General features: G+C 56.1%; 14 protein-coding genes. 7 read left to right on the top strand and 7 right to left on the bottom strand.

All coding sequences use genetic code 11. The annotated features are described in order from the left end of the window. The first annotated feature begins 1 nt into the window (after position 1). Positions 2 to 1,111, top strand: a complete 1,110-nt coding sequence (gene dnaN, locus LQR33_RS16435) for a DNA polymerase III subunit beta (RefSeq protein ID WP_231469765.1) — start codon at positions 2 to 4, stop codon at positions 1,109 to 1,111. Between the two features lie 129 nt (positions 1,112 to 1,240). Then, a complete protein-coding gene (gene gyrB, locus LQR33_RS16430) occupies positions 1,241 to 3,631 on the top strand; it encodes a DNA topoisomerase (ATP-hydrolyzing) subunit B (protein WP_231469763.1) in 2,391 nt (796 codons plus the stop codon). Between the two features lie 366 nt (positions 3,632 to 3,997). Here the strand turns inward: gyrB and LQR33_RS16425 are convergent, their stop codons facing one another. The 5 genes from LQR33_RS16425 to LQR33_RS16405 all read right to left on the bottom strand — a co-directional run bounded on the left by LQR33_RS16425 (position 3,998) and on the right by LQR33_RS16405 (position 11,044). Next, the gene (locus tag LQR33_RS16425) at positions 3,998 to 7,081 is read right to left on the bottom strand and encodes a DEAD/DEAH box helicase (RefSeq protein ID WP_231469761.1); all 3,084 of its coding nucleotides are present in this window, start codon (positions 7,079 to 7,081) and stop codon (positions 3,998 to 4,000) included. Between the two features lie 53 nt (positions 7,082 to 7,134). After that, entirely contained in the window at positions 7,135 to 7,944 is an 810-nt protein-coding gene (locus tag LQR33_RS16420; RefSeq protein WP_231469759.1) for a virulence associated protein, read from the bottom strand. A 429-nt stretch (positions 7,945 to 8,373) separates the two neighbouring features. After that, on the bottom strand, positions 8,374 to 9,063 hold the full coding sequence (locus tag LQR33_RS16415; protein WP_231469757.1) for an HNH endonuclease: 690 nt from the start codon (positions 9,061 to 9,063) through the stop codon (positions 8,374 to 8,376). Then, positions 9,060 to 10,133: an AAA family ATPase gene (locus LQR33_RS16410; RefSeq protein ID WP_231469755.1), complete on the bottom strand. Its 1,074-nt coding sequence runs from the start codon at positions 10,131 to 10,133 to the stop codon at positions 9,060 to 9,062. Before LQR33_RS16410 ends, LQR33_RS16415 begins: the two co-directional genes overlap by 4 nt. A gap of 233 nt (positions 10,134 to 10,366) precedes the next feature. Continuing rightward, entirely contained in the window at positions 10,367 to 11,044 is a 678-nt protein-coding gene (locus LQR33_RS16405; RefSeq protein WP_231469752.1) for an HNH endonuclease, read from the bottom strand. A gap of 848 nt (positions 11,045 to 11,892) precedes the next feature. On the opposite strand from LQR33_RS16405, the gene LQR33_RS16400 reads away from it, so the two are divergent. From LQR33_RS16400 to LQR33_RS24420, 5 genes are all read left to right on the top strand, one after another. Then, the gene (locus tag LQR33_RS16400) at positions 11,893 to 12,666 is read left to right on the top strand and encodes a Tn7 transposase TnsA N-terminal domain-containing protein (protein WP_231469751.1); all 774 of its coding nucleotides are present in this window, start codon (positions 11,893 to 11,895) and stop codon (positions 12,664 to 12,666) included. Further along, a complete protein-coding gene (locus LQR33_RS16395) occupies positions 12,663 to 14,699 on the top strand; it encodes a Mu transposase C-terminal domain-containing protein (RefSeq protein ID WP_231469749.1) in 2,037 nt (678 codons plus the stop codon). The genes LQR33_RS16400 and LQR33_RS16395 overlap by 4 nt, the downstream gene beginning before the upstream one ends. Then, positions 14,696 to 15,688 carry a TniB family NTP-binding protein gene (locus tag LQR33_RS16390; protein WP_231469747.1) on the top strand — a complete coding sequence of 331 codons (993 nt, stop codon included), beginning with the start codon at positions 14,696 to 14,698 and terminating at the stop codon, positions 15,686 to 15,688. Before LQR33_RS16395 ends, LQR33_RS16390 begins: the two co-directional genes overlap by 4 nt. Beyond that, positions 15,685 to 17,532, top strand: coding sequence for a TniQ family protein (locus LQR33_RS16385; RefSeq protein ID WP_231469745.1), 1,848 nt, complete (start codon positions 15,685 to 15,687; stop codon positions 17,530 to 17,532). The genes LQR33_RS16390 and LQR33_RS16385 overlap by 4 nt, the downstream gene beginning before the upstream one ends. 638 nt (positions 17,533 to 18,170) lie before the next feature. Further along, positions 18,171 to 18,491, top strand: a complete 321-nt coding sequence (locus LQR33_RS24420; RefSeq protein WP_378076702.1) for a helix-turn-helix transcriptional regulator — start codon at positions 18,171 to 18,173, stop codon at positions 18,489 to 18,491. 322 nt (positions 18,492 to 18,813) lie between these two features. On the opposite strand, the gene LQR33_RS16380 is transcribed toward LQR33_RS24420, so the two are convergent. Beyond that, entirely contained in the window at positions 18,814 to 19,869 is a 1,056-nt protein-coding gene (locus LQR33_RS16380; protein ID WP_231469743.1) for a DUF4238 domain-containing protein, read from the bottom strand. Positions 19,870 to 19,920: 51 nt separating this feature from the next. Next, positions 19,921 to 20,757 carry a WYL domain-containing protein gene (locus LQR33_RS16375; RefSeq protein ID WP_231469741.1) on the bottom strand — a complete coding sequence of 279 codons (837 nt, stop codon included), beginning with the start codon at positions 20,755 to 20,757 and terminating at the stop codon, positions 19,921 to 19,923. Positions 20,758 to 20,834: the final 77 nt, after the last annotated feature.

The following is a 20,834-nucleotide window of genomic DNA, read 5'->3' as shown; positions in this document are numbered from 1 at the left end:
CATGCTGATCCTGCAAGCCGAACGCGATGCCCTGCTCAAGCCCTTGCTGGCAGTCACCGGCATTGTCGAGCGTCGCCACACGCTGCCCATCCTGTCCAACGTCCTGATCGAGAAAAAGGGCGGACAGGTAGGCTTTTTGGCCACCGACCTGGAAATCCAGATCACCACCGCCAGCAGCGACGAGCTGCCGGGCGAGGATTTCCGCCTCACCACCTCGGCCAAGAAGCTGCAGGACATCCTGCGCGCCATCCCCGGCAACGCCACCGTCACGCTGGAACAGCTGGACGGCGGCCGCCTGGTGCTGAAGGCCGGCAAGAGCCGCTTCAACCTGCAAACCCTGCCGGCGGAAGACTTCCCGCTGCTGTCCGTGGGCAGCGCCGGCGAGTCCAGCTTCACCCTGTCCCAGCGCGAGCTGAAGCGCCTGATCTCCCAGGTGCAGTATTCGATGGCGGTGCAGGACATCCGTTATTACCTCAACGGCCTGTTGATGCAGACCGACGGCAACCAGGTGCGCCTGGTGGCCACCGACGGCCACCGCCTGGCCTTCGCCAGCGCCGACGTGGCCGCCACCCTGCCCAAGGCCGAGGTGATCCTGCCGCGCAAGACCATCATCGAGCTGTACAAGCTGCTGCAGGATAGCGACGACGAGATCAAGATCGAAGTGCTGGCCAACCAGGTGCGCTTCAGCTTCGGCGCCACCGTGATCATCAGCAAAGTGGTGGACGGCAAGTTCCCCGACTACAACCGCGTGATCCCGCTGGACAATGAAAAGATCTTCCTGATCGAACGCCTGGAGTTCCTGCACGCGCTGCAACGCGCCGCCATTCTGGCCAACGAGAAATTCCGCGGCGTGCGCCTAGTGCTGGCGCCGGGCAAGATGTCCATCCTGTGCACCAACAGCGAGCAGGAAGAAGCCGAGGAAGAACTGGAAATCGCCTTCCAGGGCGGCACCCTGGAAATCGGCTTCAACATCAATTACCTGTTGGACGTGCTGACCAACCTGCCGGCCGAAACCCTGCAGCTGGCGTTTGGCGACTCCAACCGCAGCGCGCTGTTCACCATTCCGGATGTCAGCAACTTCAAATACATCGTGATGCCGATGCGCATCTGATGTAGCGACGGAGCGGGCGGCCCAGCCGCCCACCGGGTTAAAGAGCCCCCTCCCCCGGGCGGTGGCTCTCAAGAATGACCGGCGCGGCCCGCCTCACGGCGCAGCCGCCGCCATTTGGAAGGTTTGAGTATGAGCGAACAAGAATACGGCGCGGACAGTATCAAGGTGCTTAAAGGCCTGGATGCGGTGCGCAAGCGCCCCGGCATGTACATTGGCGACACCCAGGACGGCACCGGCTTGCACCATATGGTGTTTGAAGTGCTGGACAACGCCATTGACGAGGCGCTGGCCGGCCATGCCGACACCATCAAGGTCACCATCAATCCGGACAACTCCGTTTCCGTGGAAGACAACGGCCGCGGCATCCCCACCGACATCCACCCGGAAGAAGGGCGATCGGCGGCGGAAGTGATCATGACCATCCTCCACGCCGGCGGCAAATTCGACAGCAACAGCTACAAGATCTCCGGCGGCCTGCACGGCGTGGGCGTATCGGTGGTGAACGCGCTGTCCGACTGGCTGAAGCTGAAAATCTGGCGCGACGGCAAGGTGCATGAAATGGAATTCCGCCGCGGCGACGCCGTGGCCCCGCTCACCGTCACCGGCCATACCAGCCACCGCGGCACCGAAGTCACCTTCTTCGCCAGCGTGGAAACCTTCGGCCACATCGAATTCCACTTCGACATCCTGGCCAAGCGCATCCGCGAACTCTCGTTCCTGAACCAGGGCGTGGGCATCCAGCTGATCGACAAGCGCAGCGGCAAGGAAGAAAACTTCGCCTTCTCCGGCGGCGTGGCCGGTTTCGTGGAATACATGAACCGCAACAAGACCGTGCTGCACCCCAAGGTGTTTTACGGCATCGGCGAAAAAGACGGCATGAGCGTGGAAGTGGCGATGCAATGGAACGACTCTTACCAAGAGAGCGTCCAGTGCTTCACCAACAACATCCCCCAGCGCGACGGCGGCGCCCACATGACCGCGCTGCGCCAGGTGATGACCCGCACGCTGAACCAGTTCATCGAAGAAACCGAAGCCGCCAAGAAGGCCAAGGTGGACACCACCGGCGACGACATGCGCGAAGGCCTGACCTGCGTGCTGTCCGTCAAGCTGCCGGACCCCAAGTTCTCCAGCCAGACCAAGGACAAGCTGGTTTCCAGCGAAATCGGCCCGGTGGTCAACGAAGTGGTCAGCGAAGCGCTGAAAACCTATCTGCTGGAAAACCCCAACGACGCCAAGATCATCTGCGGCAAGATCGTGGAAGCCGCCCGCGCCCGCGAAGCCGCCCGCAAAGCCCGCGAAATCACCCGCCGCAAGGGCGTGATGGACGGCCTGGGCCTGCCCGGCAAGCTGGCCGACTGTCAGGAAAAAGACCCGTCGCTGTGCGAACTGTACCTGGTGGAGGGTGACTCCGCCGGCGGCTCCGCCAAGCAAGGCCGCGACCGCAAATTCCAGGCCATCCTGCCGCTGAAGGGCAAGATCCTCAACGTGGAACGCGCCCGCTTCGACAAGATGCTGCAAAGCCAGGAAGTGGCCACCCTGATCACCGCCATGGGCTGCGGCATCGGCAAGGACGAATACAACCCGGACAAGCTGCGCTACCACCGCATCATCATCATGACCGATGCCGACGTGGACGGCGCGCACATCCGCACCCTGCTGCTCACCTTCTTCTACCGCCAGATGACCGAGCTGGTGGAACGCGGCCACATCTACATCGCCCAGCCGCCGCTGTACAAGGCCAAGCACGGCAAACAGGAACGCTATCTGAAAGACGACGGCGAACTGAACCAGTACCTGCTGCAACTGGCGCTGGAAAAAGCCGAGCTGATCCCGGCCGAAAGCGAAGCCCCGCTGTCCGGCGAAACCCTGGGCGAAATCGCCCGCCAGTTCCTGCTGGCCCGCGCGGTGATGGAACGCGAAAGCCGCGTCATCGACCCGCTGGTGCTGGAAGCCATGCTGAAAACCGGCCCGCTGTCTCTGGAAAGCCAGCAGCAAGCCGACTCCACCGTGGCCGAGCTGAACAAGCACCTGTCCGCCGACACCATCGAGCTGCAACTGCTGCGCGATGAAAAGAACGACGGCCATCTGGTGAAGATCATCCGCAAGCTGCACGGCAACGTGCTGGTCACCGTGCTGGACCAGAACTTCCTGGACAGCGGCGACTACGCCGAGCTGAAGAAGACCGGCCACCTGCTGGGCGGCCTGCTGCGCCAGGGCGCCCACGTGAAGCGCGGCGAAACCGTGCGCCCGGTGAGCGAGTTTGGCGAAGCGCTGGACTGGCTGCTGGCCGAAGTGAAGAAGGGCATGAACATCCAGCGCTACAAAGGCCTGGGCGAGATGAACCCGGAACAGCTGTGGGAAACCACCATGGACCCGACCGTGCGCCGCCTGCTCAAGGTGCGCATCGAAGATGTGATGGGCGCGGACGACGTGTTCACCACCCTGATGGGCGACGAGGTGGAGCCGAGACGTCAGTTCATTGAAGGCAATGCGCTGATTGCTCGGAATATCGACGTGTAACCCTGTATGTAGATAGACGCATAACCTGAGAAAACGAGACCCATAAGTTGATAGACTTATGGGTCTTTTTTTTGATAGTTGTGATTTATGAGTTGACCTATCTACGTGCAGACTTTCCCTGCCATGAGTGAAAAGTCAGCTTAGGCCTCAGACCAGAAATAGCATACTTTTGGAAAGCAGGCGCTCAGGACCGCTTGAGTTGCCCCTGAGGAGTGAAACCTTAGGAAGCCGTATTATTTCCCTTGTGTCCAGTAGCAGATGATGAACTTGAATCTGTAGGAAATTGCTCGTGGGTAGCAACGATAGTATTTATTAAGTGTCTCCTTCTTGGAGACGGCTGAGTGGCCCTGAAGAATACATCTGATGCTAGTTACTGTTCAGAATCTGGCCAAAATACGCGGGAGTCAATGCCACGACTCGCTGGATAGCGCTCAGGTGATGTACCTTGGCTGCCTCAAAGTAGGCACCTTCGAACCCGTCTTGGATAAGCGCATCTCGAATAGCTTGTGCGATGAAGCGGTCGGCAAATCCACCTTCATACGCGCTCATAGACAGGGTATCCGGAAGGCCATTCTTCAGGCTCTTTTGAAAGCTCGCGAGCGGAGCACCCTGCTCACCCAGAAGCTCTGCGGGACCAAAGAGGAATTGCGCGAGGGCCGCAAGGATGAGCGCGCAATCGAACGCCAGTGCGCTCTCCAGGAAATCAAGAACATCGTCGTCGCCCACCTTCTGCTGACGGCTGCCGGCCTTCTTCTTCGCATCCATCATTGCAGCTTGTTTAAAGATGTCCCCATAACTTGTTCCACGCATCCACGAAAGTGCGAGCTGATAACCGGCTGTCGAAGGCACGACGGAACGGAAGAAGCGGTTGTCGCAAAGCTCGGCAAAGAGCGGCCAGACTGCGGCGAGCCAACTTTCATTCGAGTCCAGACGCAGGAGGGCCTCACGATTTTGGCTACCCCACGCCTCGATTCGCTTTGCGTGCTTTACGCCGAGCAACGTTTTTCCGAACGATGCTTGCTTTGCCGGGGAGCTCTCGACCGACTCGACGCGTTGTGCTACCAACTTGAAGAACTCTTCCAGCTTGGTAGCTTGGTCAGCAGTCGCCAGCGAGTACGCTAATGTTCCAAGGGCAAGCTCTCCGGCCCTCTGCACGAAGTCTTTAGAATTCTCGGTCGCACGGTTCGCCATCAGGTAGCTTTCAAGCGTGTGCGTCATCTTTCTACGTTCCGCCAGAGACTTGCGCAGCCTCCTCGATAGTTCGTTTTTCTTTGACTGGTCGAGCCTTGGCACCTGGTTGGCTAGCCAAAGTGCCCAGCTTTCCCAGCTTGACTCATCATCAATCAGGGATAGTAGTTCATCGGCAGAAAACCGCCACTCGAGGGTACGAGAAAGAGAAAACGGCGCAAGCAACAAGAGAAGGGAACTCGTGACCCCTTCTGCTCGATTGGGCGACAACAGCTCCACTGCACTTCGAAACTTCCATGACTCCTGATTGCTAAGTCTGTTGTCATATACCGTCGAGTCAGCAAAGAGAACAATACCCTCGGTGTGCATTCCTGCACGACCGGCGCGGCCTATTAGGTTCTGGAAGTCTCGAACTTTTACACGCCCTGCGCCTTGATTGACACCTTGCACTATGAGGTAACGAATTGGCAGGTTTACCCCTTGAGCAAGAGTGGACGTGCATGCGATGAAGCTGATGAGCCCCTTCTGCATCCCATACTCCAGCGCCAAGCGAATACCGTGGGGGGTGTTGCTGTGATGGGTGTAAATGCCAAGCTTAGCGGCTTTTGACAGTAGAGATTCGCTGCCGAAATTCCCGGCGATAACGTTCCGAAGGGCCGAGACTTCGCCGGGGTTGGCGTAGCTCGAAGGCCACGTGGTGCTGTATCCTGCATTGGCAATCTGCACCGCCCGCTTTGCGATTCCATTTGCAATCGCCTTTGTTCCACAGAATATTGCGACCGCGCCATTATTTGCGACGCGCAGGCCCAAATACAGCGATACGTCGCTCGATTTTTGCCGGTCTGGGAAATGCGAGTCATCCGGCTTGAGTCCCTTTAGTTCAGATGCTTCGATAACTTTCGGAACGAAGTAGTCATGTTGTTCATAGCCACTTTCGTAGAACATCAGTTGTCCAAGTGACTCAGCCCAACTTGCAAATGCAACTGAGCGACTGGTCGGTAGCAAAGTCGTCCCATCAACCACCTGTCCCTTTTCTTGGCCCATCAACCATGTGGCAATGGCTTGAGGGTTCTGCATGACGGCGGAGATGAGCACTATCTGCGCACTATCGGGCAGGAATCCCTTGATTTCTGTAAGTAATAGTTCGTACGTAATGCCTCTGCCTCCGGTATCGAACTGATGCCCCTCGTCATAGGCCACAAGCCCAACATGATTCAGGGCTTGTGGTGATTGACGTAGAACATAGAGAAACTTCTCTGGCGTAAGTACCAACACATACGATGTCAAGGGAGGGGTGTTTCCGAAGAACTCGGCGACCTGTTCGACAAAGTCGATTTGCAAGGCATCCGTCAGTTCATTCACCTTGATGTCATCGCCCACTAGGTCCTGCCGCAGGGATGCTGCAATTTCGTGGCAAAGCGCTCGAAATGGAGCAACAACCACCGCAAGCTTCGTGCGGCCGGACATAAATGCGCTGCGGAGAATTATCTCTATTGACCTCGTTTTCCCTGCACTTGTTGGCATCTGCACCAGGCCCGAGGCCCCGCTAAACAGCCCCCGCTCCCCTAACATAATTTGAGATGGCCAGAGCTCTTTTGGGAAGGAGTTCCTTTGAATTACGGGTTTCCATTGCTCGGCTGACAAGCCTGAAAAAGCAGGAAGAGTAACCCAGGCCGAAGCGGCTAGCCTCATGCGGCAAATCGACAGCGCTGTGTCTGCGTATAGAAGCTCTTCTGGGGTTCCGAACCTATAGACTTTGCTGCGAAGTTGCTTCAGCAACTGACCAATCTCATCCAGCCTGGAGCCATCTTTGAAATGTAAATGAACAGCCTGGGAGATTAATGTCAATAGCGAGCCGTAACGCTCATCTCCAAGCTCCCAAAACCAGCCCCAATCCGCTTTCAACAGCCACTGAAGAAGGTGTTCAACCTTGTTATCTCCGTCATGCGGCTCGATGCGTTTGGCGAGAACTAAGCTGCTTCCCGGTCGCTGGGCTAGGTAGTAGGCGGCAGCGGCCAGAAGCAATGTCGTCCTTTCAAGCCCACTAGCGAATTTAGAATCAAGAATCGCATCGAAGAAGCTTGCGCAGAAGTTCAGCTCTGACTGTTGGTCCTGGTGAAGTGGCGCCAAAGGGTATTCACTGTCAGCAAGTAGTTCGCTGACATCACCTAGCGTCCCAATAGTAAGGAGGAACAGCTGTAGTGGGTCGGTGCCTTGGGGGACCTTAAGATGTTGAGCTTCGTCAAGACCGAACTCGTACATCTTTCCTTTCGAGCGCGTGATGCCAAATAGGCGTCTGCTGTTGTTTCCGGCCCTCATTTGCAAGCCCTGTCGTACAGTTCATGGACCAGCTTCATCAGCAGATTTGCTCGGACGACTATCAAGCCAAGATTGGCCTGATTTGAGTGGTGGGCGGCAACAGTCTTTTCCAGCTCGGTCTGATTGAAAGCCACATTGGAGAGCACTGCAACGGCCCCCGAGAAGTACGTATAAGGGTTGTCGGCAAGATTCTGGAACCGTGCAATCCTATTAACTTCCGCCGTCTTCCCTTCGCGTAAGAGCCTACGTTTGGTTGCATTTAGCGTGAAACCTTGCCTGATATACAAGTCCTTTGAGCCATCGTCCACAGCACTTTGGAGTTGGCGGTCGTAGTCCTTCCCCGAGAGTGACGCTTTAACCTCAAATGCTAATAGAACATCGTCAGGAGTTGCTGATGTGGGGTTAGCTTGATAGAAACCTAGTATGTCAACGCCTTTGACAGACTCGTCCTTGCTTGCCTTGTCTGAATATTTACCCCGAGGTACCCAGTAGCCGAGCATGAACTCCAAGTAGTCGGAGATGAGGAATTCAGCGAAGTCACCCGAGCGAATTGAAGGCCCTGGCGACTTTGTTTTGTGAGGGAAGACATACTCGTTTAAATATTGCTTAATGGCCATCCCAGTGCCGGCCATGAGAATCGGAAGCTCTTCGTCAGAGCAGTATTGACGACGAAAATGCAGTGCCCATGCGTCGAGGATGGCTGTGTCCGTAGGAGCATCAAACTCCCATACATCGATTGTACGCCCCTCAGCCGTCGTCAAGCCGATTGCGCTCTTCTTTAGTCCGTGCAGATGGGCTGGCAGCATGACCCTTCCCCTTGAGAGGTATTTGGCTATTAATCCTGAAGCCGTCATACTCCAGCTTTAAGGGTAATGTTTTTTGAATGACAACTACAAATTATCGGTTTGCAACCTATTGTCATTTTACTAGATTTTCGTGCTGCTAACGGCTGCTTCGAGACAATTTATTCAGGGTCAGCTCATGGCGGACTGCCGGCTGCCACCCAACGGAAGAATACGACTCAACGCTGCCGGTAGCACCATCGTGGCCTCAACGGCAGGTAACTGCTGCAGCCGGTCACCCGCCTCAGTCAATGTCAGACGCTAGTTTTGCCGAAATAGTTACTAGCCAACACTCATGTGAATGGTTGCCGCCACAACGCATAGCGGACACTAGGCGGGGCAGGTCCGCACTGCGGCTTGAATTATGTTGATTGAAATTAATTAATTTTATATTTAAATGTTCGTAGTCATTGCAGATATTAAATTTTTTAGTGCTTGAGTTTTGTTAGGGCAATGCTTTGCCATATATGTGTTTAAGTTATTAATTGCTTGTGCAACATTAGGGTTTGCTACCGCTTTTGCCTCAAACTCACTTACATTTACAAGTAGATTTGTACATATCGCTACGCCAGCTGACGTTTTTCCAATATAAGCTCTCAGGTGAATATGATTGGTTTGAATTACAAAGCGGTCAATATGCTCGGCATATACATGGTGAACGGGATGAAAGCATTGCCAATTATTAGATGAATTAGGGTAATATCTTCCGGGGTTTTGTAGGGTGTAGTAATCACGGTCACTTTTAAGTGCATTGCAAGTGACACACGCAACAACAAGGTTGGCCTTTGTAAATGTGAATTGTGGGTAAATGCTCGCAGGAAGAATGTGGTCAATATTTAAATTTGCACCGTGGAAAACTTTATCTTGGCAATAGGCGCACCTAGAAGATGAATTGCTAACTTGCTGAGTAATTGCATCGTAAAGTTTCCTTCCATAGGGGGCGTCATTGTACATCGTCGCCCAAAGTCCTGTGACGTTTGACTTTGCAAGTAAATAATAATTTACTGCGGTTTTCTTGAGAATTTTTCGTCTTTTGTATTGATTGGTTTTGTAGCCATTCAATGCGGTTTGAAGAAATTTCATGCTGGTTTCTTGGGTGGCTTTGCTTGGGATACTGAAAGCAATTCATTAATTGCCGTTTGAAATTCTTCAAAAATTTGCATTACAGATGCATTGTCTAGCGCAGATTTCGACGCATCATTTATTTTTTCACCAAGATTCTCAACGGCATCTCTCGCAACTTTTTCCGTCGTTTGTGATTGTAAATTTAAATTAGTGACAGTCTGATTTATAATTGTGGCAATCTCGGAGAATATGTGTCGATTATTCGGTGTGAGCGTATTAAAATCTTTAAACAGAATCTCCTCAACATCGAATTTGCCTTCCTCAATTCGATGAAGTTCATTTGCTTTTAGCAGATAACACGCGGCCTTATTTTGCATTGCATTAGAAATGATGACGGGTGAATGTGTTGCAATAAATGCTTTCACCCCTGGGTGCAGGCTTAGTAAAGGCTGGAAGCGTTCTGGCCACTTAATTTGCCATTCTGCGTGAAGACTAATTTCAGGCTCGTCAATGTAGTATATGATGTTTTCACTTGATGACGCGATAATCTTCAGCGCAGTACTGATGATGCATTGTTCACCAGAACTAAGTTCGGAAATTTTGAAAGATTTATTCGACTTATAGAAGACAGCCTCGAATGGTTTTCCAGTGAGCGATAACATATCAGAATTATTATTAACAAATTGCTCTGTTAGCTCAGTCGTATCGAAAGTGGGAAAGCTAGAACGCTTAACGCTGCGGTGAGCTATTCCTACTTTTCTGTCAAATCCGATTTGATTTAAGAAGTCTAAGAAAATATTTCTTAGATTGGCTTGCAATACTTCTACATATAGCAGGACCGTATTGGCTGACAATGTTCCGTTGTGGGTGCCATTTCCCACGGTCCGATTTCCCATGTACCGATAGGAACCATTTGGCGTAATCTTCGGTTTTTGGCGGTAAGTGAATTTGTCCGAAGCACTTGACGAGATTACTACCACATCATTTTCAAAGTGACGTGTATTGGCATGTTTTTCTAATGCTCTACTTTTTCCAGAGCCATTACTTCCAATAATATAGGTAAATTGATTTTCTTCTGGGAAATCCATTATATTCTACTCTGCTAAATTGGTTGTTTTTAACTTGGCTGTCTGCTTAGATAGGGTTTTATGCGAAGGATTTTCGGTAGGTCTTGGAGCAAAATAGCCCCACAGATTAGCTCCTAATCGCTCCACCAAGCGTCAGCAACTGGCCTAGGGCTGTTGGTCATCACCCCGGCAGAAAGAGACCAGAAGCCAAAATTGGAAAATTGCAGCTACAGACATTTATGGTGACTGGCTATTCACTCACGCACTAATCTGGCAATTCGCTCGTAGAGGCACGAAACTAACTCCCTAGAGTTTTCACTATAGTGAAAAGCCTTATGGCAGTTCGGGCATAAGGCTACCGCATTTGTCACAGTATCAGAGCCGTTGTCAGCGAGTTGACGAACGTGGTGAACTTCTAGGTAAGGTTGACCATCTGACCCACAAAAAGGAGCCGGCTGGCCGCACGATTCGCATACGCCTTTGGCGTGTTGGAGCACCCAAGCCTTAACAGCTACATCTCTTTTATACTGAGTAATTGTGGATGACGTGATTGCTGGGCGGTAGTTACCTTCTGGTCTTAAAAGATTTTTCTTTTTGACTACTTCTCTGACCTCTATTTCAAATGCAGCAATAGGGACGTATTGCTTACCCTCGGCCTGAGCAATCATTGCTTCAATTTCCGTAGCTACGTTTGCTCCGACATTCTTGGCAGGTTTGAGGCCAGAAAGCCAGTTACGACCCAAGAGTGTCATGACGTACGATATGTTTTGCATTCGATATTCAAATGCTTTTGTTGTACGCCCAAACTTTGCGGCCAGGTCCTCGTAGTAATGTTTCTTGATGAACGGCTGGCCATTACGCTCCTTACGCTGCATCTCAATGTATGCGACAACGGATGCGAGTAGTTCTTCTTTGCCCCACCCCTCACTCATGAAATGTCCTCCTGGAGAAGTATGTGACGCTAGCATACACCCAAGCTATAACAATGGCTGCTTTCCCGACCGAGGAATAATTGGCAATGTTCGTCATTTACCTCACTTGAAAACCCCCGCCCAATCGCCTAGGGTTGGTAGATATCAGTGCAATGCTGACCTGCAGTTTTGAGAGTGAACCTGTCTTTGTTGATGTGAGCCGCCAACGCGGTCGTGCCCTATTTATGAGAGGGTACGATGCGGGGGCTGGTCATGGGACGGGTTGTCTGCAGTAGGTGGCAGTCTTACGAAATCCGGTCCAAACTGGAGGGGTATGTTTGCGCTTTTTTCTGGCTAGATGCGAGCGCCGCGTATCCTGAACTGCCAAGAGTCACCATCAGCCAAGCGCAGCGGTGGGGCTTAGTAGCTGAATACTCCCCTGTTCGCCATCACGACAAACCTGGCCGAGTTCGTCTTGCAGGCTCGTTGGTCTGCCACGCAATTTCCCGTTTTAACACACATTGTCTTGAGTGCTGCAGCATGGGTTCATCACTCCGTGCGACGCCATCACTACACCTTGTAACGCTAACGTTACATGCGCGTAACGGGGAAAAAATTTTCGCCGAAACTCACTCTGTCAAATCAATATTTTCCCGCGTTATTGCTTGTAACGTCGGCCAAAATGCATCTATTTTTCCTCAAAACACTCAGATAAGCTGCGCGGTTTATCGTTCTGTTGACTGCCTGATGTTGAGCAAAACCCGCACTACAAATTTCCCGTATCGCCCTTCCGCTGTAAGCGTCATTGCGCGTGCCAGGACTCGTGGCCAGAGCGTTCTGTCATGCCGAGCTTCCAGGGGAGGTGTGTCATGAGCCGGACACCCGCATCCTATGGCCGTCGCGGTCGGGTGGATGATGCCAACACGGGCGTCCGACATCCGGCCCCCACCTATGGCAAAGCTAAGCTGGGGACGTACAGCGAGAAGGCGAACGGGCACATCAACGTTGAGCAGGAGGCTGAGCGTTTCGTTTCGCATCTGCTTGAGATTGACCCACGCGTTCGCGGCTTTCAGCCGCAACCCTTCTGTGTCGACCTGATTGACGAGCGTCTGCTGCTGACCAAAGCAGCCCGAAGTGCCGCCTGGCACGCGTATCGCGAACTGCCGGGCGCGAAACTCTACACCCCCGACTTCAGCGTCGACTGGCAAGACGGGCTGCGCTATGCAGTTGAGGTCAAGCTAGAGGGCTTCGAGGGGGACGAAGCGTACTGGGAGAAAATCGAGCGCGCCCGCCCGATTCTCACGGCCAATGGCTACCCGCTGCGCACCTGGGTCATGCCGGCGAACACCGCCCATCCGCTGAGGATGAACGTGCGGCTCCTCAAGCAGGCAACGCATCAACGTCATACCTACCTTACCGCTGAGCTGGTCGAACGCGTGAGAGACCGCTGTGAAGCGGGGCCGGTCACCGTGCGTACCCTGTGCGAAGACCTCCAGCTATTGCCCAGCCTGATGCCGGTCTTGCTGGTCAGCGGTCTGCTGACGGCGGACGTGGCCCATTTCCCTATCTGCGGCACGCTCGAGGTCTCGCTCGCGCAGGGTGACCTGAGCCATCTGTGTTTGTTGGAGGAGGTGGAACGATGATGCATACCCTCTTTCAGAATGACCGGCTGGCGCCTCCGATGAACCTCGACGCCTATCTTGAGGTGCTCGACCCGCGCCCGCGTGACGGCTGTGTCAAAGTCTTCGATGCCGCCAAGCGTGCGGACCGCTATGTGGAAGTGGCAACGCTCACGGCGGACCTCTACGCAGGCAAGCTCACGCTGTTGCGTGCGGGCAAACCACGCTTCAGCCAGGCAGCCCAACACAGTGACACGAAGCTTCACAACAAAATCCATGTCATCAAGGAGGCAATGCGGCGCATCCGTGGCATCCAGAAGCAGCTAGGCGTGAGCTTTGCGGCGGCGTACCACTACGCAGCCGAAGCGTATCGCGATGAAGCGGGGCCGCTGTCGGAGCCCTTTCCTCCGCAGTCGACGATGTACCGCTACCGCCAACGCGAGTTGGCCGGTTTGCCCGTGCTGCGCGGTGACCGAAACAAGGGCAACCGCTCGCCGCGCTACTCCCAGGAAGTCATCAACACGATTTGCACGCTGGCGGAGTTGCATTATCTGGTCCCGCAATCGCGCTGGTCACTCGAAACCTTGACCAACACGGTCAATCGGGCGGTACGGGGTAGTCTTGTCCCACTGGATTGTCCAAAGATTAGCCGGAAGTTCGTCAGGAACACCATCCGGCGTTTTGTCCAAGCGAACCCCGACGACGACCGGATGCTGCCAAGCCAGGCCATAGCGGGAACCGCCATTGCGAAACAGCGCATCCGAGTCGAAATGCCCTTTGAGCGGGTGGAGCAGGATGCGCTTCATCTGCCCTTTGTCATCCAGACCCCGAGCGGTGTCAGCAGCCAGGTCTGGCTGGTGCATGCGATTGATTGCTGCACGGGCCATCCCATGGGGTGGAGGCTGGTTGTGGGTGCGCCCACCGACACCGACTCGCTGGCCTGTGCGGAGATGTACATGGCGCCCGTCAGGCTCACATACTTGGCCGCCCTCGGTATCGACTGCACCTGGGCAGCGTGTGGCACACCCGGTCTTCTCGTCTTCGACAACGGGGCCGAAACCAAAACCTGGCGCATCGAAAAGCTGGAGCTGCTCGGGGTCGACGTCAGACATTGTCGCGCCCGCGCCGGGCAGGAGAAGCCCTTCATCGAGCGTCTGAATCTATCGCTCAAGAACGCTTTGGAGGCCTTAGCGGGCTGCACGCGCTTCGAAGGAAAAGATGGGCAGCGCGACCCCATCGCGCTGGGAGACCGACTCATGACGCTCGAGGAGCTCGAGCGCTGGATTGTGCGCTGGTTGTACGAAAAATGGATTCACCAGCCACTCGACCGTTTGACCTGGGAGGTGGTCCTCACGGAATCCGCCGTCAAAGGAGAGACTCCGGCCAAGCGCTGGCAACATTTCGAATCGTCCTGCTACGCGATTTCCCTGCCGCCGTCGCGCGCGGAATGGCTGTCGGCACTCTACGAACACACGGAACGCACGCTGAGTCGAAAGACCGGCATCACGGTGGAGGGTATGAACTACAAGGGCGACGGCTTGCCCGCATTGATTCACCGCCATGGCGAAGGGCAAGTGGTGCACGTGCTCTACGACCCGGACGACTTTCGTTACGTCTACGTGGATGATGGCGATGAGCGGCCGCTGGTCACGCTGGTCAACGAGCACGTCCGACCTGAAACGCCCGCCTGGTCGATGCGCGAGGCCACGGAGCGTTTGAAACTCCAGAAGTCTAGCCTCGAGCTCGCCCCGCAGGCCCAGAAGTTCGAGGACGCATTGCACGAGCAGGTGGTCGCGGACTCACTGGCGCCCAAACGCAAAAAAACCAGCAAGCATGAACGCAACCGCGAAACGGCCCAACGGGAAAAGCACGCGCGTGCCGTGACGCGTGCATCCAAGCAGCCAGGCCCTATGCCTCCGCCAACCGTAGCCGCGCGCAGCGCCGACTGGCCATCAGACACCCCGCCAGCGCCCGCCGCCACACCGCCGGTAGTACCGTTGCTTGACGATGTGGAGCTGTTGCCGGTTCTCGCTCGTGACAGTGGAGGACTGCTATGACCACACCCGCCAAGCAACTGCGCATCGCTATCGAAACCTGCGAACTGCCGCACCCGCAGTTCCTCGAGCATTTCAAGCCGCTCAGGCAGCGTATCGAGGACGCCATGGATGGCGCGGCAAGCCGTATCGAGCGGGTGGTGGGGCCATCGCGCGTCGGCAAGTCGATGCTCATTAATGCGCTCAGCCGGCCTTTCCCAGAAACGAAGGTAAATGGTCGTCGCCATGTTCCTGTGCTGGTCGTGCCGGTGCCCACCCCAGTCTCACCCCTGCTGCTGCCTTCCTGCGTGCTCACCGCCCTCGGCTTACCAGTGCAGCGCAGTATCACGTCGGGCGCCATGGGAAACCGCATGCTGGACCAGTTGAAACTGGCGGGTACGCGCGTTGTCATTTTTGAAGAAGCGAGCCACTTGGTGGAGCCCGGTGCTCGCGTGCCCCCCCGTGCGGCGGGTGACTGGCTCAAGACGCTGGCCGATGCCCTCAACCTGACGCTGTTTCTGTTCGGTGTGCCCCGCCTCGAGCGTTTGTTCGAGCACAACGAGCAATTGCGTATGCGGACGTCGGCGCCGCGTCGGCTTTTGCCTTACGACTCCCGCATTCCAGAGCACATGAAGGCGTTTCATAGCTGCGTGGCAACCTATGCCAACCTGTTTCGCGAATCCGGCTATCCGATTGACCTGCCGGGGCCCGTACTGACTTATCAGTGCTACCTGCTCAGTGGTGGCCTGATTGGTGTGGTGAGTCGATGCATGCAGGAGCTGGCCAGTCAGATGGCGTATGAGTCGCCGCGGTCGCTGACTTTCGCTGATTGCCAGGCCGCCGCCAATGCCATCGAAGCGGCGGGTTCCCGCCACTTCCCCGCATTCAAGAACCCCGAGGTTTTGCAGGGTGACGTCGCGCCAGCCGCTCTCCACCAAGCCTTTGTGCAGGTGATGAACGACAACGACCTGGCGGTGCCACTCATCCCTGAACCGCTCCGAGGTGTCCAATGAGTCTGGTTGTGACGTATGGACCCCGGGAAGATGAATCGGGGCTGGGCTATTACCGGCGGCTTGCTGCCGCTAACGTATTATCGGGTTGGCGTGAGCTGGCCGGGCTTGCTGGTGTACAACGCAGCCGCAGTGCGTTGCTGGGGCATGCTGATTTTGTGGCGGGACAGCTTGGGCTCGAGAACGAGTGGGCGCATTTTGCGAGCCAGCAGGATGCAGGCTGCCGAAGCTGGGGGCGTTTGCATCGGACCCAGGCCGACGCTGTCTGCCCGGCCTGCCTGGCGGAGGATGCCTATCTGCGGCATGACTGGGAGCACGCCTATGTCACCGCCTGTTCTTACCATCGCATCCGACTTGTCGACCAATGCGATGACTGTGGCGAGTTGCTGTCGCCGCATCGCGACCATATCGACCGGTGTGAATGTGGTCATGACCTGCAGATGCTGCCTCGCGTGGCATCCACCCGAGCGCAGCACTGGCTGTCGACGCTGATTGCCAGCGGCGGTAAACACGCGGGGAGTGTCGAGCCTGGACTGCGCGGGGTTGACCTCATTATGCTGGGGCAGGTTGTGGGGACGCTCTGCTTGTCCGCTGACCTGGCACGCCCGACTTTCCATCGAAGTGCTGCGCTTCCAAAGTCCATTACTGAAGCGGTTGATTTCCTCGCCCCTCTCGACACGCTGCTTGCTGACTGGCCAACAGGTTTCCAGGCACATGTAGAACGTCGAATCGCGGCCGGCAAGCAGGATGCCCGAACACTCAATACATTGCTTGGCCCATGGTACATCGGCCTAAGAAAGCTCTGTCAGGGTACGGCACTCGAGCCCTTCCTCCAGGTCATCATCGAAGTCGCTGCTGAGCGATTCGATGGCATCCTCGGACTCGACTCGGCGAAAACCATGGCGGAGGACGTGACAGACTACTTGCGTGCACCTGATGCTGCCAAAGCGATTGGTGTCAGTATTTCCCGGTTACACAAGGCCATCCAGACTGGGGAATGCGGTTACCGGACGCGTCGCATGGGGACCCGCGGCTTGGTTTATGAACTTCCCCGCTCCGAGGTTGAACGTATCCAGCAACGACGCAGCGAATGGGTGAGCGGCGCACAGGCCTGCGAACTGGCTGGTGTGCCGGAATCGGTGCTTGAGCACATGATAGCGGCTGGTGTGATTCGCGCTGATATGAACTGGCGCCAGGACCTTCTGAAAGGCGGGCTGGTAGAGTCTTGCTCCATCTCGAACCTGGTCACCCGCGTTCGTGAGTCGGCGGAGTCCGATGCCGTCGGCGAGGACGAAACGCTCACGTGGGCGGGACTGACCAGCAGACGCATGGGCGACAAGCAGGCTATTCAGACCGTGATGCAGGCCGTTGCTGATGGCAGGGTGAAGGCTATTGCGTGCGGTCGTCGGCTCGGCGATATGGTATTCCGCCGGTGCGACGTGGCCGTGTATTTCGGAACCCCCTTGCTCGAAGCGGGGATGTCGATTCAGCAGCTTTCGAAGTTCACCGGCTGGAAGTGGGAGAGCATTGCTTACTGGATTGATGAGGGCCTACTGGAGTCCGAGTCCATTTTGCTGCGAGGACGACCGTGTCGAGTCGTGTTGCCTCACCAGCTGCTGACGTTCCGGCAAACCTATGTTCCTCTGGCAGACCTGGCGCGCGGCATGGGCACAAAGTCGTCAGCGCTGTCGAAGCTGTTGCCCGGTATCGAGCTGGTTGGTGCGCGGCCTCTGCCCGATGGGGCTTCTCGTGGTGGGTTGATTCGTATTGCTGACCTGGGAAGGCTTGCGGTCATTGGTGCAAGGGCTGGTCAGGACCTGTTTGTATCCGCATACCCGGCTCAATGAGGGTATGGCGCCAATTGTGGACGTCCGAAAATCGGAGCCCCACTGACTGACCTGACTGGTTTCTCTACCCCCTTGCCTGCCTGAAGGGCTCAGCCAGACAAACAAGTGCATACTTTTCAGCTTACCTACGGGTGGTGAGGCTGAGCCCAGCCCTCCCTGGCAGGTTTGCCTGGGATACGCCTTCACTCAGCCGCCACCCACACTACTACGGTATGGAGCCGGCCTCGCCCGGCAGACTTTCGTTCCACGCCTCTGCCTTCGCCAGCGCGCCGGATGTCTCAGAACTTCCCCCCAGAGTCCGGTATCCCCTGCGCGCTGGTGGTTAGCACCTCGTCCGCGCAGGCGGCAATCGCTGCATCACCGAAGCCCATCGATGGATGGGGCGGCCCTTCTGCCCAGCGGCATTGCGCGCGGCGGGTAGCATGCAGGTCTTGCATCAGAGTATAGGCATCGTCGGGGGCATGAAATGTGAATCCTGGAACGCTATGTGGAAGGGGTTGGTGCGCCAGGGGCGTTACCATGAGCCACGTGCATCACCCCTCGCAATAATCGGCAAAAAAATGCCACTTATTGGTGATGTCCGGTGATAAAAGGAATAATATTGCCGGTTGTTGCGGGCGGTTTTCTGGAGGCAATGTATGGCGACGAGCAACGAACCCAGGCATCAAACGGTGGACGAGATGGAGGTGGCGCTGGGGGAGCGGTTGAAGACCCTCCGGATACATCGGAACCTCGACCAGGCAACGCTTGCAGAACGTGCGGGCATCAGCGTTCGTACCTTGCGAAATCTGGAGGCTGGCGGTGGTTCGTCGCTACGAACGCTTATTCAGGTTGTTCGCGTCTTGGGGCGGGAATCGTGGTTCGAGACGATTGCTCCCATCCCGAGTATCAATCCCCTCATGTTGACGAGGACTGCTTCCCCACGGCAGCGGGCCAGTAAAGTCAGGAAGCCAACGTGACTATCTGGCCGTCACGAGTCAGTACCTGACCCCTGGTATCCCCCTCCTCGCTGTCCTTCTCCAAGCCTGGAGCTGGACACCTACCGTGGCGTCTTCCCCTGCATCACAGTCAGAATCCTACAAAATTCAGACAAAAACACGCCGAATAGCACACTTTTCCGACAAAATGACCCAGCTTGATGGGGCAATCCGACAGGAATCAGACCGTTTAAGCTAGCCATCAGCCTGGCACCCTCCTTGAGTTGCCATGAGACAGTGATTGCGTAATAACGGACTGGCACCGAAATTTGGCGTAGTCGCACAGGTGCTGACGCGTGTCAGGTCAGTTGGCCCTGAACTTTGGCTGCCACTTCTTGCTGGCGAGCCCAAGCTCTTCCGTCAACGACTTCACCAACGCCTCGTCGCGTCCGACGACGAACCGCTGACAGCGCTTGGCAAAGTGCAGGTTGGCCATCCGCAGGTAGTCGCGACCTGTTGTCTTGTGTTCAAGGGTGCCGCTGTCGCCGAACATCTCGAGGGTGCAGGACTGGTGAAGTGGGAACGAGATGAAGGCGTCTGGACTGCCGAATCCGACCCCGTACACGGATGTGGGCCGCGGGACCACCGTGTTGAGGTAGACGGGCGAGTCCGACGTGATGAACGACAGCTTCTCGTTGTTCCGATGAACCACGCGCCAGTGACGTCCAGCGAAATAAGGGGCAGCAGCAAGTGCCATCTCGATGGCACGACCGACCGCCCACTTCTCGTCAGTCTCTACGACGAATCCGTCGGTCTGGGCCATCTTCACCATCCACTCCGCCTGCTTATGCAGCTCGTCATCGGACTCTTGCGCAAACTCTTCGTCGACACGCAGGTGCGCGAAGGTCTGGTCAACGTCGGCAAAGAAAACCTTGGCTGTGTGCTTGACCATCTCCCCGTTCAGAGCTTGCACGGAATGCACCATGTCCGGGGTCCGTGTCGCAGCCAATGCGATGAAGATTGACAGGTCTCTCCGCTCGTCAGCCGAAAGGTCCGGCGCGGCAGCCACCAGCTTGTCGATGACCGGCTTGGCCTTCCCCTCATACTCCGAAAGCAATGCCTCCAGTTCGAAGCGTCGCCGACCCTCGGCATCTTCCATCGTGTAGAAGTGCCCGATGACCGCAGTGTTCACCGGCTGCTGGTGTCGAATCTCGTTCTTCTCACGGTCAAATACCGCGACAAGACCGCCACGGCTGAAGCCATCTAGGTAGAAGCGAGGGAGAAAGTGCTGGCGCTTTGGACCGGTGAGCATCGGCGGTCGTGGATTCGCTTCTGCATCAGTGGCTGCCGCTTGCGCGCACGCCAGCGTCTCAAGGTCTTCTAGCCGTGTTGGCAATGCGTCTTCGAAGTCGTCAGTCATGTCCAATGTGTTTGGTTGGCTCTATAGAGGGCTCAATGCTCGTGATGGCGGTCAGCTCCCACCCACCCCGAACTCTCCGACAAAGTGCCTGGCGTTTGAAAGCGCTAGTTGGTACTCAGGCGGTGTCTGTCTGGCCGGCTCGGTGGCAATGCGGAGGTCTTGGACCGTGTACCCAACCAAGCATCGGCGTACTCGCAATGTTCTGCTTTCTTCGCCGCCTAGGTACTCGTCCCGAAGAAGCCGGGCTTGCCCGTCCGGTAAACCCGGGTGAGCTTGCACGACTAGGTTGACGAACTCGGACCAGTCCTTGTCCGTCTGCGCGGCGGCCGGCGCTGGTTCAGCATCGAGAGCTGCTTGCGCGATACGTCCTAGCGCGAAGTCCCGAAAGGCTTGCCGTTGTACACACCATGCACGAGCGTGCCACCGGCGCGCAGCTCGAACGAGCACATGCGGGTAGATAAGGCGGTCCTGGCCTTCTGGGGCTGCCAGCGACCGATAGCGGATGCGTAGCCCTACGCGTCTACGGCAGGCCTGGGTGATGACGGCAAAGAGGGCTGGGCGGACCGGTGCCAAATCAAGTCGTAGGTCTTCGACCGTGGAGTTGATGTGTGAGGCGCCAAGCTTTTGAACCAACTGCAGGTACTCGTCAGGGCTGTTGCCGGCCAGCCTTGGTCGGAACGACTGTGTGGCGGTGATGGGCGCATACGGCGTGGCTCGCGTGACCGTATCGGTGAATTCCGCCAAGAACGCTGCTAGCAGGCGACTGGCCTGTACGGACTGGATGCCGAACACCTCGCGCAGGCGACTGTTATCAATTTCGCCTTCCCAACGAAGCAGCACTTCCATGTCCCGCAAGCGCAGCTGCGCCGGGGTGAGTGACATGCTCATGTGTTATCTTGTAAGATAAGTTATCCTTGAAGATAATACTTCAAAAGTACATGGACCGGGCAAGGTCCAATGGGAGC

The sequence above is a fragment of the Chromobacterium piscinae genome, from assembly GCF_021129175.1.
GTDB lineage: Bacteria > Pseudomonadota > Gammaproteobacteria > Burkholderiales > Chromobacteriaceae > Chromobacterium > Chromobacterium piscinae.
This window is presented reverse-complemented; position numbering and strand designations above follow the sequence as displayed.